Source organism: Streptomyces sp. CT34, assembly GCF_000805335.1.
Lineage (GTDB): Bacteria > Actinomycetota > Actinomycetes > Streptomycetales > Streptomycetaceae > Streptomyces.
Map to the genome: position 1 here is coordinate 7,249,271 of NZ_KN708638.1, position 15,480 is coordinate 7,264,750.

A 15,480-nucleotide genomic window follows, 5' to 3' on the forward strand; every position below is an offset into this window, starting at 1 on the left:
CAGCAGCGAGCCCAGCGCGTCGATGAAGGTCGATTTTCCGACGCCGGGGACGCCGCTGATGCCCACCCGGCGGGCCACACCGGAGTGCGGCAGCAGCCGGATCAGCAGCTGCTGGGCCGCCGCGCGGTGATCGGGCCGGGTGGACTCGACCAGGGTGACCGCACGGGCGATCCAGGCGCGGGAACCCGCCCGGACCCCCTCGGCGTACCGGTCGACATCGATCCTCGCAGGCATGTCCCCCCGCTCACAGCTCGTGGCCGAGGACCGCCGCGAGGTCCTTCACCAGGTCGTGGGCCGCGTCCGGGATGACCGTGCCCGGCAGGAAGACCGCCGCGGCGCCCATCTCGCGCAGCGGCTGGACGTCCTGCGGCGGGATCACCCCGCCGACCACGATGGTGATGTCCTCCCGGTCCTCCGCGGCCAACGCCTCGCGCAGCGCCGGCACCAGGGTGAGATGGCCGGCCGCGAGCGAGGAGACGCCGACGATGTGCACATCGGCCTCCACCGCCTGCCGGGCCACCTCGGCCGGGGTCTGGAACAGCGGGCCGACATCGACGTCGAAGCCCAGGTCGGCGAAGGCCGTGGCGATCACCTTCTGGCCGCGGTCATGGCCGTCCTGGCCCATCTTGGCCACCAGGATGCGCGGCCGGCGCCCCTCGGCGCGCTCGAACTCGGCCACCAGGTCCCGGGTGCGCCCGACACCGGAGGACGGGCCCGCTTCGTCTCGGTACACACCGGAGATGGTACGGATCTGGCCCGAGTGGCGTCCGTAGACCGCCTCCAGGGCGTCGGAGATCTCACCGACGGTCGCCATCGCACGGGCCGCGTCCACCGCCAGGGCGAGCAGATTGCCCTCAAGTCCCGGGCCGGGGGCGGACTTCGCCGCCTGGGTGAGCGCCCGCAGCGCCGCCTGGCAGGCGTCCTCGTCGCGCTCGGCCCGCAGCCGCTTGAGCTTGTCGATCTGCTGGGCGCGCACCGCGGAGTTGTCGACCTTGAGGACCTCGATCTCCTCGTCGGTCTCCACCCGGTACTTGTTGACGCCGATCAGCGCCTGGCGCCCCGAGTCGATCCGCGCCTGCGTACGGGCCGCGGCCTCCTCGACCCGCAGCTTGGGGATGCCCGCGTCGATCGCCTTCGCCATGCCGCCGGCCGCCTCCACCTCCTCGATGTGCGCCCAGGCCCGGCGCGCCAGATCGTGGGTGAGCCGCTCGACGTAGGCGCTGCCGCCCCACGGGTCGATGACCCGGCAGGTGCCCGACTCCTGCTGGAGGAACAGCTGGGTGTTACGGGCGATCCGCGCCGAGAAGTCCGTGGGCAGCGCCAGCGCCTCGTCCAGGGCGTTGGTGTGCAGCGACTGGGTGTGGCCCTGGGTGGCGGCCATCGCCTCCACACACGTGCGGGTGACGTTGTTGAAGACGTCCTGCGCGGTCAGCGACCAGCCCGAGGTCTGCGAATGGGTGCGCAGTGACAGGGACTTGGGGTTCTTCGGGTCGAACCGCTGCACCAGCCGCGCCCACAGCAGCCGGGCCGCGCGCAGCTTGGCGATCTCCATGAAGAAGTTCATGCCGATCGCCCAGAAGAAGGACAGCCGCGGGGCGAAGGAGTCCACGTCCATCCCCGCCGCCAGACCCGCGCGCAGGTACTCGACCCCGTCCGCGAGCGTGTACGCCAGCTCCAGATCGGCCGTCGCACCCGCCTCCTGGATGTGATAGCCGGAGATCGAGATGGAGTTGTAGCGCGGCATCTTCTGCGAGGTGTACGCGAAGATGTCGGAGATGATCCGCATCGAGGGCTGCGGCGGATAGATGTAGGTGTTGCGGACCATGAACTCCTTGAGGATGTCGTTCTGAATGGTCCCGGCCAGCTTCTCGGGCGCTACGCCCTGCTCCTCGGCGGCCACGATGTAGAGGGCGAGAACGGGCAGCACCGCGCCGTTCATCGTCATCGACACCGTCATCCGATCCAGCGGGATGCCCTCGAAGAGCTGCCGCATGTCGTAGATCGAGTCGATGGCGACGCCCGCCATGCCGACGTCGCCGGTCACCCGCGGGTGGTCGCTGTCGTAGCCGCGGTGGGTGGGCAGGTCGAAGGCGACCGACAGGCCCTTCTGGCCGGCGGCGAGATTGCGCCGGTAGAAGGCGTTGGACTCCTCGGCGGTGGAGAACCCCGCGTACTGCCTGATCGTCCAGGGCTGGTTGACGTACATCGTCGGGTACGGGCCGCGCAGATACGGGGCGATGCCCGGATACGTGCCCAGGAAGTCCAGCCCGTCGAGATCCGCCCCGGTGTACAGCGGCTTGACGTCGATGCCCTCCGGCGTCTCCCAGGTCAGGTCCGCGGCGCTCTTGCCGGTGGCCTGCTGGACGGCCCGCGCCCAGCGGCCGGAATCGCCGGAATCCGTACCCGGGTCGCCCAGTTCCACCGTGCTGAAGTCCGGGATGGCGCCGGACTGCGCCGGGCTGCCGAGCGGCGATCCGCCCACGGCGCCCGCTTGCCCTGCCGTCTCCTTCATCACGCCACCTCCGTGACATCCAGGGCCGAGGTCAGCACCTCGACCGCGTCGCAGCCCGCGAACACGAACACATCCACACCGGCCGCCACGAACTCCTCCCGGCGCTCACCCGGCCGGCCCGCCAGGTAGACGCGCACCGCCCCGGCCGACTTGAGCGCAGCCGCCACCTCGGCCGCCTGCTCGCCGTACACCGCGTCGCTCGCGCACAGGCAGGCGATCCGCGCCCCGCTTCCGGCGAACGCCGCGGCCACCTCTTCCGCGGTCACCGGCGACGGCCCCTGCACGGTCTCGATCCCGCCGGCCTGGAAGAGATTGGCGGCGAACGCGACCCGTGCGGTGTGCCCCGCCACCGGGCCCAGCGCGGCCAGGAACACCTTCGGCCGGGCGCCGTCGGCCGCCAGCCGCGCATCGGACCGCGCCCGCAGCGCCTCGTACGCATCGTCCCGGCGCACCCGCGGCAGCCCGCCGGACCCCCGGCCGGCCGGCACGGGCGCCGGTTCGCGGTGCACCGGCGGCTCGGCCAGATGCGGGAACTCGCTGACACCGGTGATCGGTTCGCGCCGGTGCGCCAGATCCTCGCTGCGCCGCCGCCAGGTCGCCGCCAGCCGGTTCCCGATCATCCCGGAGCCGAGCGCCGCGGCCTGACCGCCCGCGCCCTCGATCTCCTGGAAGAACTCCCAGCCCGCGCGGGCCAGTTCGTCGGTCAGCGCCTCCACGTACCAGGAGCCGCCCGCCGGGTCGATCACCTTCGCCAGATGCGACTCCTCCAGCAGCACCGACTGGGTGTTGCGGGCGATCCGCCGGGCGAACGCGTCCGGCAGGCCCAGCGCCGCGTCGAACGGCAGCACCGTCACCGCGTCCGCGCCGCCCACGCCCGCGGACAGCCCGGCGACCGTGGTGCGCAGCATGTTCACCCACGGATCCCGACGCGACATCATGACCGCTGAGCTGACGGCGTGTTGACGCTGCGCGGCGGCGCCCGGCGACACGCCGCAGACCTCCGCGACCCGCGCCCACAGCCGCCGGGCGGCGCGCAGCTTGGCGATGGTCAGGAACTGGTCGGCGGTGGCGGCGTAGCGGAACTCCAGCTGCCGGCAGGCGTCGTCGATCCCCAGACCGGCCCGGGTCAGCTCCCGCAGATACGCCACGCCGGTGGCCAGCGACGCGCCCAGCTCCTCGGCCGCCGAACCGCCCGCCTCGTGATACGGCAGCGCGTCGACGGCCACCGCCCGCAGCCGGGGCACCTCGCCGGCGCAGCGCACGGCCAGCCGCGCGGTCGCCGCCAGCAGGCCCGGCAGCGCGGCGCCGTCGCCCGTACGGGCCAGCACACCGAGCGGATCGGCGCCCAGATTGCCGCCCTCCGGCAGTGCCGCACCGGATTCCCGGTACAGCTTCAGCAACTCCTCGGCGGCGGCCTCGCATTCGGCCCCCGCGTCCAGCACCACCGGCGCCAGGTCCAGATAGACGCCGCGGAGCGCCTCCGCCAGCCCCGCCACCGGTACGCCGCCGTCGCCGACGGCCAGCCACACCGAGGTGACGCCGTTCTCCAGATCGGCGAGCAGCGCCTCGTTCACGCGCCGCGGATCGGTGCCGGCCTGGCGCTGGCGGACGTCCCACCCCGAGACGGCGGTGCCCTCGGGGCGCCCCGCCCGTACGAAGGGCGGGAAACCGGGGTGCCCGAGGGCGGCCGGCGCGTCCTCGGCGGTATACAGCGGGCGGATGCGGATCCCGTCCTGGAGATCCGTGGCGAGGGCGTCCTCGGCGGCGGTACCTGCGGCCTCGGCGACGCCCGATTTGCGCAGTACGCCCTCGACCAGACGCTGCCACTGCGCTCGATCGGCATCCGGGAAGGCGGCGGCCAGGGGGAGTTCGGGGGACTCGGCGGTCATGGCAGCAGGCTAGGCGAACGACCGTTAGCCGGAGCAGGGGCAACCGCTGTGACCTTGCACTCGTTGCCCCGGCCGCCCCCGGCGCGCTACAGGAATCCGCCCCTCCGCACCTTTGTCAACCCCCGGGACGGACGATTTCCGCCGCCGAGGACCGCAACGCCCCGCCCGCCACCTTGTCGGCCGGATGACCGGATTGCCGGGCTCCGGAGCCGCCGGCGCACGCGGCCCCCGGTGGCGCGTCCGCGCGGGCGGCGGCCGTGGGCAGCGGCGGCGGCCCGCGCCGGTGCGCTCCGTGCCGCCTTCGTCCGAAGCGATAGCGTGGGCCCGGCACCACACCGAGGAGCGGAATGCCCAGGCCGACCGTCACCCGCACCACGATCGCCGCCGTCCCCCTCCTGCTGATCCTGCTGCTCACCGCCGTCGTCCTGCTGATGCCGGCGCTGCCGCCGGCCGCCCCGGACCGCGCCGCCTGCACGGGGCGCACCCCCGCCTCCTGGTCCGCCGACCCGGCACCCACCGACGCGTTCGCCCGCTACGGCGACGACAACACCCGCACCGACGACTGGACCGGCGGCGACGGCACCCACTCGGTGCGCCTCCCGGACGGCCGCACCCTCTGGCTGTTCTCGGACACCTTCCTCGACCGGGTGCACCCACCACCCAACCCCCAGGGTCAGCCCTACAGTTGGCGCACCGCGGACACCGGCGGCACCCCCTACCTCCGGCACAACTCGCTGGTGGTGATGTCCCCCGAGGGCCGCCCGGTGCGCACCCTGACCGGCGGCGGCCCGGCCGCGCCCGGCCCGTTCTTCCCCGACCCGCCCGGCGGCGGCTGGCGCTGGCCGGTCCACGCGCGCGTGGAGCCCCGCACCCCCGGCTCGCCCGAGAAGGTGGTCCGGGTCCTGCTGTGGAACCGCGTCCCCGGCACCGGCACCTGGGTCTTCGGGATGCCCCGCGGCACCGAGGTCGCCACCCTCTCCCTGCCCGGCCTCCACCTGGAGGGCATCAGCGAGGCCGCCGAGGCGGACACGGTCGCCGACCCCGGCCGGCGCGTCCTCTACGGCGCCGCGGCCGTCGCCGACCGTGGCTGGAGCTACGTTTTCGGCGGCGACGACCCGCCCGCGTCCCCCGCCGACAGCGCCTATCTCGCGCGGGTCCCGGACGGGCGGCTCGCGGACCGCGCGGCCTGGCGCTTCTGGGACGGCGCACACTGGCAGCGGCGGCCCGAGCGGGCCGCGCCGGTACTGCGCGGCGGCGGCCGGCGCGGCGTGGGCAGCGCCTTCACCGTCGTCCGCGACGGCGCGACCTGGGTGCTGTTCACGATGGACACCCCCGCCGGCGGCACCGCCGGCATCCGCACGATCACCAGCTACTGGTCCTGCTCGCCCGAGGGGCCCTGGCACGGCCCCAACGGGCGGATCACCCCGCCGCGGCCCGCCGGCCCCGACCCAGGGCACATCGCCGTCTACAACCCGCAGGCGCACCCTGAATTCACCGCCGGCGGCGCCCTGTTGCTCAGTTACGACGTCAACTGGCTCGGCCCGCCCGGCACCCCCGCCGACCCGCAGGTCAACGGCGATGTCGCGCTCTACCGGCCGCGCTTCCTGCGCGTGCGGATGGCGCCCGCAAAGCCCTGAAGCGGGCGCCGGTGCCGCTCAACCACCGTGCCGCTCCCGCCACTTGGCGGCCCGCTCCTCGACGTCGAACGGGACGAGGTTGAGCGGCGGCCCGTCCAGCGGCGCGGCCAGCGCCGCCCGGATCCGGTCGTTGATCTCCGTCAGGATGCGGCGCAACGCGGCCTCGCTCGGCGCCCGTTCGGCGGCGGCCAGCGCGTCCTCGGCCTCCTTGCGCAGCGCCAGGCTCGCGGGCAGCAGCGAGAGGTGCTCGCGGCTCATCTTCTCCTTGATCCACCACATCTCGTCATAGGGCCGGTCGAGGTGGGGGAGGGGCTTGCCGAATCCCTCGAGATCTTCGAACGCGCCGCGTTCGGCCGCCTCACGGATCTGCTTGTCGGTCCAGCTCTCGAAGCTGATACCCGGGGGTTTGCGCTCGGTCATCGTGTGCGTCTCCCGAGAGTGCGGGCCGGTCGGTCCTCGTCCCCACGGTAGCGCGGCGGGCCCCGCCGGAGGTCAGCCGGCCGGGCTCGCGCTGGCGGTGGTGCCCCCGGTCCCGCCGGTGTCGGTCGGGGTCGGCAGCACCACCGGGAAGGCGTTGTTGCCGCCGCACACCATCGGGCCGACGCGGACGCCCCCGCCGACCAGGGTCACGGTGACCTGGCCCGGCGGCTTGTTGCCCGGGACCCGGGCGTTGGCGGCGGTGCACACCAGCTGGTTCATCGACGCCGGGTCCAGCAGCTTGGCGTTCACCGGCAGGGTGATCACGACGGTGCCCGAACCGGTCTCGGCGGTCACCGGCCCGGGGAACTTCGGCACCACACTGGAGAGCCCGCGCATCCGCTCGGCGTGGTTCGGCCCCGCCATCAGCAGCTGGATCGCCTGCCTCGGGTCCACCGGAGCCTTCGCCGGACGGGTCGCCGAGCGCAGCCCGGACGGGCCGTAGAAGAACAGCTGGACATCGGCCGCGGGCTGGCCCGGCGACTTGACGCCGGTCGCCGGTTCACCGGCGTCGATGACGTCGGTGGGCTCGATGCCGCAGCCGGCCAGCACACCGGCGAGCAGGGCGCCCAGGGAGCCCAGGGCGATCCGCCGGGTCCTTGCGGCCGGCACGGCGCGGCGGGCGATCATGGTAGGGAGGGCGGTCATGCGGTGTCGTCCTCTTTCCCGGCCCCGGGGCGCTCGCCCGGCCGGCCGTCAGCCTGGTCGTCCGGCGCGCGGTCCGGGGCCGCGTCCGCACCGGCGCCGTCGGCGGCCGGCTCGCCGGCGGGCGGACGGCCGGACTGCGGCGCGCCCTCCGGTGTCCCGCCGTCCGGTGCGGCGTCGTCCCGTGCGGCGTCGTCCCGTGCCGGGGACGGCCGCAGCGGCAGCTCCACGCTGAACACCGCACCGCCCTCGGGGGAGTTGGCGGCGCGCAGGGTACCGCCGTGCAGCCGGATGTTCTCCTGCGCGATGGCCAGCCCCAGCCCGCTGCCCTCCGACCGGGCGCGCGCCGAGTCCGCCTTGTAGAAGCGGTCGAAGACATGCGGCAGCACCTCGGGGGCGATCCCGGGGCCGCTGTCGCGGATCTCGATCAGCAGCCGGCCGGCGCCCGGCTCCGGCGCGTGCAGCACCACCCGGACCGGCTCCCCGCCGTGGTGCAGGGCGTTGCCGACGAGATTGGCGACCACCACGTCCAGCCGCCGCGGGTCGAGCCGGGCCCGTACGTCGGCCGGCAGCTCGGCCGCGACGCGCTGCTGCCAGGCCCTGGCCTGGAGGGTCTTGCGGATCGTCTCGGCGACATCGACCTCGTCCAGATGGAGCGCGGCGGCCCCGGCGTCGAACCGCGAGACCTCCATCAGGTCCTCCACCATCCGCGCCAGCTTCCCGGTCTCCTGGCTGATCAGCCGGACCGCGGAGGCGGTGTCCGGGTCCAGCGAGTCGGCGTCCTCGTCCAGCACGTCGGTGACCGCCGACATCGCCGCCAGCGGCGTGCGCAGCTCGTGCGAGACATCGGCCGCGAACCGCCGCGAGTTCGCCTCCATCCGGCGCAGCTCGGCCATGCTCTCCTCCAGCCGCGCCGCCATGTCGTTGAACGTCCTGGACAGATCGGCGAGTTCGTCGGCGCCCTTGACCTCCAAGCGGGTGTCCAGCTTGCCCTCGGCGATCCGCCCGGCGGCCTGCCGCAGCCCCCGGACCGGCCGCAGCACTCCGCGCGCCGCGACCAGCGGCAGTATCACGGCCAGCGCGAACGCCGGCAGCGCGCCGCCGCGCGCGGCGTTCACCAGCGCCTCGACATTGGCCTCCTCGGCGCTCAGCGGCAGCTGCGCGTACACCGTCAGCGCGGACGCCGCACCGTCCGACTGGCGCACCGGCATCCCGATCAGCAGCCACGGGTCGCCGTCGCGGTCGATGCGCTGGAAGGCCGGCACCCGGCGCTTCTCCACCGACTTCTTGAAGTCGGCCGGCACCGCCATCTCGCGCCGCAGCCCGCCCTGGTCACTGTCCGGGACGCCGTTGTAATGCACCGTGATGTCCCAGTCGCGGGACTTGCCCGACCGCTCCAGCTGCACCCGGAAGAAGTCCAGGGCCGTCTGGGACGGCGGCACCGCCAGCTCCGGTGCCAGCGAATTGACCTGGGCCCGCAGGTCGTTGACCGCCCCGTCCTGGGACCGCTGGAGGATGGCGTTGCGGGCCTCGCGGTAGGTCAGCCCCGCGGTGGTCAGCGCACTGACCGCGGCCACCAGCAGGAACGCCACCACGAGCCGGGCCCGCAGCCCGCGCGGCACGGAGAGGGCCGGCAGCAGACGGCCCAGGCGGCCCTTGCGGTTCACAGTGGCCCGAAGCGGTAGCCGAACCCGCGGACGGTCTGGACGTAGCGGGGGCTGCGCGGGACGTCCTCTATCTTCGTCCGCAGCCGCATCACACAGGCGTCCACCAGCCGCGCGTCGCCGTGGTAGCTGTGCTCCCAGACGTGCTCCAGCAGCTGCTGGCGGCTGAAGACCTGCCCCGGGGTCGCGGACAGGAACAGCAGCAGCTTCATCTCGGACGGCGCCAGCGCCAGGTCCTGACCGCCCTTGGCGACGACCAGACCGGCCCGGTCGATGGCCAGTTCGCCGTAGGTCTCCACAGGAGAGGGCCCCGGCTCGATGGCCGGGGCGCCGTCGGCGGGCAGTGCCGTACGCCGCAGTACCGCGCGGATCCGGGCCTCCAGGACCTCACCGCGGGCCGGCTTGACGATGTAGTCGTCGGCACCGGCCTCCAGTCCGAGCACCACATCGAGGTCGTCGCCGCGGGCGGTGAGCATGATGATCGGCAGCTGCCGCTCGGCGCGGATCAGCCGGCAGATCTCGAACCCGTCTTTACCCGGCAGCATCAGGTCCAGCAGTACGATGTCAGGACGGAAGCCGGGCAGCGTCGCCAACCCTTCCTCGCCGCTTGCCGCCGCCGCCACCTCGTGGCCGCGCCGACGCAGTGCGAGGCTCACTCCGTCCCGTACTGCGGCGTCGTCCTCGATCAGAAGTACTCGTGGCATGGGTCCAGTATCAATAAGTTTCATGATGGATCCGTAACAGGCGCATCCTGTCCCGAGTCCGGTGCATCTGTGGGGGTGCAGGCGGCGACAGTGCGAGGGCGCACGCACCGCCGCCGAGGTACGCAGACAAGCAGAGCACACGAGGGCGGGATCGAACATGGCAGGGCGCTTCGGGGCGGGACGGCGGTTCTTCGGGATAGAGAGCGGCATCATCGGCGTGACCACGGCGGCCGTGGCGTCACTGGCGGTCGCCGGGGCCTTCGCCTTCCTCCAGCCCGGCGCCACCGCCAAGGCCGAGGCCGACACCGTCGATGCCGCCCGGCAGTCCGCCAGGCCGGCCCGCAGCGCACCGGTCGATCCGTCCATCGTGCACGCCTCGGACCGTCCGGGCCGCAGCCTGAACATCACCATCGACGACGGCCCGGACCCGGTCTGGACCCCGAAGGTGCTGGCCGTCCTGAAGAAGTACGACGTCAAGGCGACCTTCTGCATGATCGGTCCGCAGGCCGAGGCGCACCCCGACCTCGTCAAGAAGGTGGTCGCCGGCGGGCACCGGCTCTGCGACCACACCATCAGCCACAACACCGCCATGGACCACCGGTCGGAGAAGTACCAGTCCCAGCAGATACTCGACGCCCAGAAGATGATCGAGAAAGCGGCGGGCGGCGCCAAGGTCGACTACTACCGCGCCCCCGGCGGCGCCTTCACCCCGTACAGCCGCAAGCTGGCCGCCGGGCACGGCATGCGCCCGCTGGGCTGGAACGTCGACAGCAAGGACTTCGAGGGCGGCAGCGTGGCCAAGATAGAGGCGACCGTCCGCGGTGAACTCCACAACGGCCCGACCGTCCTCTTCCACGACGGCGGCGGCAACCGCGCCCGGACGGTCGCGTCCCTGGACCGGCTGCTGCCGTGGATGAAGGAGCAGGGCTACGGATTCGGCTTCCCCCAGCGGTAGGTCCCTGCCGACGGTGCGCGGGGCCGGTCGGCCGGCGCACCGCCGGTCATGGCCGATCATGCGGAACGGGCCGGTGCTCTCACCGGCCCGTTCCGCATATCGGGCAGTGGACGAACTCCGCCCCGATCATCCCCTATTGCCGCTTTGCTCCGCTGCCGCCGTGCCCTGACGGCAGCGGTCCGTCACGCCGCGCCGAACAGCTCCGCCAGCCCGCGCTCCACACCCAGGTACTCCTGCTCGCTCCCCGCCGGCACCGCCTCGTAGGAGCGGGCCAGGAACTGCCGCACGTCCTCGGTCCGCAGCTGGACCATGGCGATGCCCTCGTCCGCGTGGAACTCCATCACCGTGCGCTCCGGACCCGACGGCCGCACCCGTACGTCGCCCCGGCCGGCCGGCATCCGCAGCCCCTCGGCGAGCAGTTCACGGGCGAACGCCCAGTCCACCGCCGCGCCGTCCAGCGAGATCTCCGGCGGGAAGGACATCCGCACCGCCAGCGGATCGGCGGGCTGGTAGTGCAGCACCGCGGGCACCGCCTGCGAGCCGAACGAGGTCGCGAGGAGGCGGACCTGGACGGCTTGGTCGATGACGGGGTTCATCGCGGCTGCTCCTCACGGCTGTCGGCGCACGGGTCATGGGCACGGTCATCCAGTAGGACGCTGTGCCCCCGCCCGTCGTGCACGCGACAGGGGTGTGATCTGTGTCATGCCGGCCGAGATCCTCCGGAACCCCGCAATCCGGATCTCCGTCAGGACGGGTGCACCAGGAACTCGTCCAGGATTCCCGGCGCCACCTCCGCCGCGAATCCCGGTGCGTCGGCCGCCGCGAGATCCGGAATGCGATATCCCTCCTCGCCCGCCGCGACCGCCGCGGTGAGCGCGACCAGGCCGGCCCGGCGGGTGAACGGCGACGTGGTCAGCGTCCAGGCCACCACGGCCTCGCGCCGCAGGGCCAGGGTGTCCCGGCTGAACGTGCCCGACCGGGCGACCAGATACCGGCCGGCGATCCCGTGCCCCAGATTCCGGTACGCGTCCCGCGCCAGCCACAGCACGACCGGCGTGCTCAGTACCGCGTAGATCCATGCCGCGTGCAGCAGGACGGGAGCGAACGCCGCCCCGAGACCCACGAGCAGCGCGGTCCCCGGCAGCACCGCGAACACCAGCCCGCGCACCCGGCGCCGGCGCAGCGCGACCCGCGGGTGCGGCAGCAGCCGCATGCCCTGCCGGCCGGGCGGCAACTCCGCGTCCGGGAACGGGGAGCGCAGCGTCCCGCTCGCCACCCGCACCGCCTCCCGCCGGGGCGCCGGCGGCAGCAGCCCGCTGCGCTTGCGGTTCTCCTCCTTGTTGCCCAGGCCGCCCGCCACCGCGCGGACCGTCGCCCCGCCGCCGGCCCGCAGCAGCAGCGGCTCGCGCAGCAGCACCCCGCGCAGCCGGGCGCGCTCGATCGTCACCGACCGGGTGGTGAGCAGTCCCCGCCGCACCTGGAGCGTCCGCGCGTCGGACCACTCCAGGCGGTAGGTCCACCAGTTCTCGACGTAGAGGACGACCGCGCCCACCGAACCCAGGGCGATGACCGCCAGCAGCGCCGCGGGGATCGTCAGCCACAGCATGCCGCTGCCGAACTCGGTGAACGCCCGCTGCACAAAGCCCAGTTTCCAGGGCTCGATGCCCATCTCGTGCAGCGCCCGGTAGACCGACCCGGCCGCCACGAACACCCCGCCGACCACCCAGAACGTCAGCGGCGCGTACCGCAGCCAGCGCCAGCTGATCCGCGCCAGCACCGGATCGTCGGCGGCCTCCACGGCGCCCGCGCGCGCCAGCAGCTCCGTGCGCAGCCGGTCGGCCTCGGCCACCGTGAGGGCCTCCAGCGACAGCTCGCCGGAGCGCTCCCCCGAGCCCGCCGTACCGGCCCGCAGGACGGTGACCCCCAGCAGCCGGTGCAGCGGTGTCGCGGTCAGGTCGACGGTGCGGATGCGGTGCAGCGGTACGCTGCGCAGCCGCCGGGTCAGCAGCCCGCTGCGGACGTCGAAGGTCTCCCCGGTGACCCGGAACTCCGTACGCGCCCAGCGGATCAGCCCGAGCGCGGTGACCATGGCGAACGAGGCGGCGATGGCGGCGAGGGTGATCCAGGCACCCGAGCCGATCCGGCCACCGGTGGCCAGCGCGGTCAGCGCCAGCGAGCCGAGCGGCGCGCCCAGCCAGCCGCAGTGCACCAGCAGCGTACGGGCGTCCAGGCGGCGCCACTCGGGGACGGGCGCGACGGCGGTGGCCGCCGGTGCGCCGGCGTGCGGGGCGTGACCCTGCGGGGTGTTCACGCGGCATCACCCGGCACGTCCTGCGCGACCTCGCCGATCCGGCGGGACAGCTGCTCGGCGTCCGCGCACGACAGCCCCGCGATCTTGATGTCGCCCGCGGTGGAGGCGGTGGTGACGGTCACCGTCGCCAGCCCGTACCGCCGCTGTATCGGGCCGCGCACGGTGTCCACCGTCTGCACCCGGGACAGCGGCGCGATCCGCCGCTTCTGCCAGAACCAGCCGCCCGCCGCGTAGACCGCGCGGTCCCCCAGCTCCCACGCGTGCACCGCGTACCGCCAGCGCGGCATCACCACGAGATAGCCCACCGCCGGCAGCACCAGCAGAACCAGCAGCAGCGGCCCCAGCCACGGCAGCGCGCCCGGGAAGAACAGCAGCGACAGCACCGCCATCACCAGCGCGGTCAGCAGCATCGGACCGCTGAGCGTCAGCAGTGCCTGGACCCGCCACCAGCTGCGGGCGCGGGGATCGACGCGGTGGCGGGGCGGGCGCAGCAGCGGGGCGGCGGGCTCGGGCATGAGGGGTCACCGTTTTCCAAGTCAAACGTATTGAGTGCCGGTACGTTATAACGGTACAAGCGACTTGTAAAAGTGGGCCGGTCACCGAGGGGCGGTACGACGGCAAGCCGCACCACACGGCGATGAGCCGCACCACGAAGCAACGAACGGAGGCCACCGGTGCCCAAGAAGGTGGATCGCGAAGCCAGGCGGCAGGAGATCTCCGCGGCGCTCTGGCGGATCGCGAGCACCCGGGGCGTGGACAGCGCCAGCCTGCGCGATGTCGCCGCCGAGGCCGGCATCTCGCTCGGTCGGCTCCAGCACTACTTCCGCAGCAAGGACGAAATGCTGCTGTTCGCCCTCCGGCACATCAACCGGCTGGCCACCGACCGCATCCGCGAACGCATCGAGGCCCTCGACGAGGAACCCACGCCGCGCGCAGTGCTGCGCGCCTGCCTGTCCGGCATGCTCCCGCTCGACGAGGAGAGCCGCACCGGCCTCCTGGTCGGCGCCGCCTACTACTCCCGCGCCGTCCACGACCCCGCCCTGGGTGCCGAGGCCCGCGAGGGCATCCCCAAGCTCCGCGCCTTCTTCGCCGACCAGCTGCGGCTGGCCGCCGACCGCGGCGAACTGCCGCCGGAACGGGCCACCGAGGACGAGGCGATGCTGCTGATCAGCCTCGCCGACGGCCTCGCCAGCTACGTCCTGCTCGGCGTGCACGGCCCGGACGACGCGCTGCGCATCCTGGACCGCCACCTGGCCGGACTCTTCGACGACCGCACTCCACCGGGGGATCCGCCCCGGGGCGGTACCGCGTGATGCCAGTCGGGAACGCCGCTCGGAAACACGGCTCTGTAACGGTGTTCCTGAGCGGCAACTGCGTTCCCGAACGGCGTTCCTGAGCGGCAACAGTGTTCCTGAACGGCATTTCTGAGCGGCAACAGTGTTCCCGAACGGCGTTCCCGAAGGAGCTCACGCCGCGTTCCCACCATCTACGACCGGCGGTGGACTTGACCTCTGGCGGAATACCGGAACCGGCTCGGCGTGCCGGCGCCGTCTGCCATCCTGACGTCCGACCGTCGCGCATGACCCGCACCCCGCCCTGCCCGGCCGGGTGCTACGCGCGTCACCAGCAGGACCAAGGGGAGGCGGCAGTGCCGTACATCGGTGAGATCTGGCGGGTGGAACGAGGCACGGACGTGGTCGGCGAAATCACCGTCACCCAGGCGGACTTCCCCTGGCTGAACGGGCACTTCGCCCCCGGCCCGGCCTTCGCCGAACTGGAGCCGCACTTCACCCGCGAACTGGCCCTCCTCGACACCATCGACGACGACCCGACGGCCTGGGAGGACGCCTACAGCCGCGCCGCCGACGGCGTGCGGCTGGTGGCCCCGGCCGGACCCGTCGCCGAGTTCCTGCTGCACATCGAGGACGACGCGGCGTGGTTCCGCTGGAGCGACGAGCCGTTCGCCGGGGAGTGAGCAGCCCGGCTCCTGACTCCCCCGTAAGGAGCCCGGCCCGGGGGAGTTGGGGCCCCGAGCCGGGGAAGCGGCGGAGGCGCCCCGCGGAGCTGCGGGGCTGCGGGGGAGTGGTCGCCCACCCTCCCCGCGGAGGCCCGCAGGCCGCCCGTCAGTCCAGCAGGCTCCCCAGCCGGCCCTCCAGCACCACCAGCAACTCACCCAGCGCCGCGGACAGTTCCTCCTGCCGCGCGTCCCCGATACCCGCCAGCAGCGCCGCCTCGTAGCGCAACTGCTCGGGCAGCAGCCGGTCGATGGTCTCGCGCCCTTCCGCCGTGAGCGACAGATGCGTGACCCGGCGGTCCCGGTCGTCCGGCCGCCGGCTGATCAGCCCGCGCTCCTCCAACTGCCGTACGCGTTTGGTGACCGCCGCCCCGGAGGCGAACGTCTCGCGCGCCACCCGGCCCGGCGTCAGCTCACGGTCCATCCGGCGCAGAGTGCCCAGGATGTCGAACTCGGGCCGGGTCAGCCCCGCCCGCCGCAGCGGTGCGTCCGCGGCCTGCTGGAGCAGTGCGGAACAGCGGTTGAGCCGCCCGATCACCGCCATCGGGCCGGTGTCCAGCCCGGGGTGCACCTGCTGCCACTGGCGGAGCACCCCCGCGACGATGTCCTCGGTCACCCGCACTCTCCTCTCGGCACCTTCGTACCGCCCCGGTCCCGGCAGCGTCGTACGGC

14 protein-coding genes and 1 pseudogene are annotated in these 15,480 nt (G+C 73.4%); 4 read left to right on the forward strand and 11 right to left on the reverse strand.

All coding sequences use genetic code 11. The features are described 5' to 3' along the window. The 3 genes and pseudogenes from RZ84_RS42045 to RZ84_RS31615 form a co-directional block, all read right to left on the reverse strand. Positions 1 to 234, reverse strand: a pseudogene (locus RZ84_RS42045) (methylmalonyl Co-A mutase-associated GTPase MeaB); the annotation flags it as partial. 10 nt (positions 235 to 244) lie between these two features. Continuing rightward, positions 245 to 2,512 (reverse strand): methylmalonyl-CoA mutase, encoded by a 2,268-nt coding sequence (gene scpA, locus RZ84_RS31610; protein ID WP_052230301.1) that lies wholly within the window; start codon positions 2,510 to 2,512, stop codon positions 245 to 247. Continuing rightward, positions 2,512 to 4,401 (reverse strand): methylmalonyl-CoA mutase family protein, encoded by a 1,890-nt coding sequence (locus RZ84_RS31615; protein ID WP_043267809.1) that lies wholly within the window; start codon positions 4,399 to 4,401, stop codon positions 2,512 to 2,514. Before RZ84_RS31615 ends, scpA begins: the two co-directional genes overlap by 1 nt. 347 nt (positions 4,402 to 4,748) lie before the next feature. Here RZ84_RS31615 and RZ84_RS31620 point away from each other — a divergent pair, with 347 nt between their 5' ends. Further along, positions 4,749 to 6,038, forward strand: a complete 1,290-nt coding sequence (locus RZ84_RS31620; protein WP_043267810.1) for a DUF4185 domain-containing protein — start codon at positions 4,749 to 4,751, stop codon at positions 6,036 to 6,038. An 18-nt stretch (positions 6,039 to 6,056) separates the two neighbouring features. Here RZ84_RS31620 and RZ84_RS31625 read toward each other — a convergent pair whose 3' ends face one another. The 4 genes from RZ84_RS31625 to RZ84_RS31640 all read right to left on the reverse strand — a co-directional run bounded on the left by RZ84_RS31625 (position 6,057) and on the right by RZ84_RS31640 (position 9,528). Continuing rightward, complete coding sequence (locus RZ84_RS31625; RefSeq protein ID WP_043267811.1) at positions 6,057 to 6,458, reverse strand: DnaJ family domain-containing protein; 402 nt, start codon at positions 6,456 to 6,458, stop codon at positions 6,057 to 6,059. A gap of 72 nt (positions 6,459 to 6,530) precedes the next feature. Beyond that, positions 6,531 to 7,163: a GerMN domain-containing protein gene (locus tag RZ84_RS31630; protein ID WP_043267813.1), complete on the reverse strand. Its 633-nt coding sequence runs from the start codon at positions 7,161 to 7,163 to the stop codon at positions 6,531 to 6,533. After that, on the reverse strand, positions 7,160 to 8,827 hold the full coding sequence (locus tag RZ84_RS31635) for a sensor histidine kinase (protein ID WP_078894414.1): 1,668 nt from the start codon (positions 8,825 to 8,827) through the stop codon (positions 7,160 to 7,162). The genes RZ84_RS31630 and RZ84_RS31635 overlap by 4 nt, the downstream gene beginning before the upstream one ends. Next, a complete protein-coding gene (locus RZ84_RS31640) occupies positions 8,824 to 9,528 on the reverse strand; it encodes a response regulator transcription factor (RefSeq protein ID WP_043267815.1) in 705 nt (234 codons plus the stop codon). Before RZ84_RS31640 ends, RZ84_RS31635 begins: the two co-directional genes overlap by 4 nt. Before the next feature lie 157 nt (positions 9,529 to 9,685). On the opposite strand from RZ84_RS31640, the gene RZ84_RS31645 reads away from it, so the two are divergent. Beyond that, positions 9,686 to 10,483, forward strand: a complete 798-nt coding sequence (locus RZ84_RS31645) for a polysaccharide deacetylase family protein (protein WP_043267816.1) — start codon at positions 9,686 to 9,688, stop codon at positions 10,481 to 10,483. Between the two features lie 182 nt (positions 10,484 to 10,665). Here RZ84_RS31645 and RZ84_RS31650 read toward each other — a convergent pair whose 3' ends face one another. From RZ84_RS31650 to RZ84_RS31660, 3 genes are all read right to left on the reverse strand, one after another. Next, positions 10,666 to 11,079, reverse strand: coding sequence for a spore wall synthesis regulator SsgD (locus RZ84_RS31650; protein ID WP_043267817.1), 414 nt, complete (start codon positions 11,077 to 11,079; stop codon positions 10,666 to 10,668). A 149-nt stretch (positions 11,080 to 11,228) separates the two neighbouring features. Then, positions 11,229 to 12,794 (reverse strand): PH domain-containing protein, encoded by a 1,566-nt coding sequence (locus tag RZ84_RS31655; protein ID WP_043267820.1) that lies wholly within the window; start codon positions 12,792 to 12,794, stop codon positions 11,229 to 11,231. Then, complete coding sequence (locus RZ84_RS31660) at positions 12,791 to 13,309, reverse strand: PH domain-containing protein (RefSeq protein ID WP_043267821.1); 519 nt, start codon at positions 13,307 to 13,309, stop codon at positions 12,791 to 12,793. The genes RZ84_RS31655 and RZ84_RS31660 overlap by 4 nt, the downstream gene beginning before the upstream one ends. Before the next feature lie 159 nt (positions 13,310 to 13,468). On the opposite strand from RZ84_RS31660, the gene RZ84_RS31665 reads away from it, so the two are divergent. Next, positions 13,469 to 14,107 carry a TetR/AcrR family transcriptional regulator gene (locus RZ84_RS31665; RefSeq protein WP_043267822.1) on the forward strand — a complete coding sequence of 213 codons (639 nt, stop codon included), beginning with the start codon at positions 13,469 to 13,471 and terminating at the stop codon, positions 14,105 to 14,107. A 335-nt stretch (positions 14,108 to 14,442) separates the two neighbouring features. Continuing rightward, a complete protein-coding gene (locus tag RZ84_RS31670) occupies positions 14,443 to 14,769 on the forward strand; it encodes a hypothetical protein (RefSeq protein WP_043267825.1) in 327 nt (108 codons plus the stop codon). A gap of 148 nt (positions 14,770 to 14,917) precedes the next feature. Here RZ84_RS31670 and RZ84_RS31675 read toward each other — a convergent pair whose 3' ends face one another. After that, positions 14,918 to 15,424, reverse strand: a complete 507-nt coding sequence (locus RZ84_RS31675) for a MarR family winged helix-turn-helix transcriptional regulator (RefSeq protein WP_043267826.1) — start codon at positions 15,422 to 15,424, stop codon at positions 14,918 to 14,920. Between the last annotated feature and the right edge of the window lie 56 nt (positions 15,425 to 15,480).

What these genes read in the sequence shown, in the direction of transcription:
- scpA (WP_052230301.1), bottom strand. Translation starts at nt 2,512, where the DNA reads ATGAAGGAGACGGCAGGGCAAGCGGGCGCCGTGGGCGGATCGCCGCTC.
- RZ84_RS31615 (WP_043267809.1), bottom strand. Translation starts at nt 4,401, where the DNA reads ATGACCGCCGAGTCCCCCGAACTCCCCCTGGCCGCCGCCTTCCCGGAT.
- RZ84_RS31620 (WP_043267810.1), top strand. Translation starts at nt 4,749, where the DNA reads ATGCCCAGGCCGACCGTCACCCGCACCACGATCGCCGCCGTCCCCCTC.
- RZ84_RS31625 (WP_043267811.1), bottom strand. Translation starts at nt 6,458, where the DNA reads ATGACCGAGCGCAAACCCCCGGGTATCAGCTTCGAGAGCTGGACCGAC.
- RZ84_RS31630 (WP_043267813.1), bottom strand. Translation starts at nt 7,163, where the DNA reads ATGACCGCCCTCCCTACCATGATCGCCCGCCGCGCCGTGCCGGCCGCA.
- RZ84_RS31640 (WP_043267815.1), bottom strand. Translation starts at nt 9,528, where the DNA reads ATGCCACGAGTACTTCTGATCGAGGACGACGCCGCAGTACGGGACGGA.
- RZ84_RS31645 (WP_043267816.1), top strand. Translation starts at nt 9,686, where the DNA reads ATGGCAGGGCGCTTCGGGGCGGGACGGCGGTTCTTCGGGATAGAGAGC.
- RZ84_RS31650 (WP_043267817.1), bottom strand. Translation starts at nt 11,079, where the DNA reads ATGAACCCCGTCATCGACCAAGCCGTCCAGGTCCGCCTCCTCGCGACC.
- RZ84_RS31660 (WP_043267821.1), bottom strand. Translation starts at nt 13,309, where the DNA reads ATGCCCGAGCCCGCCGCCCCGCTGCTGCGCCCGCCCCGCCACCGCGTC.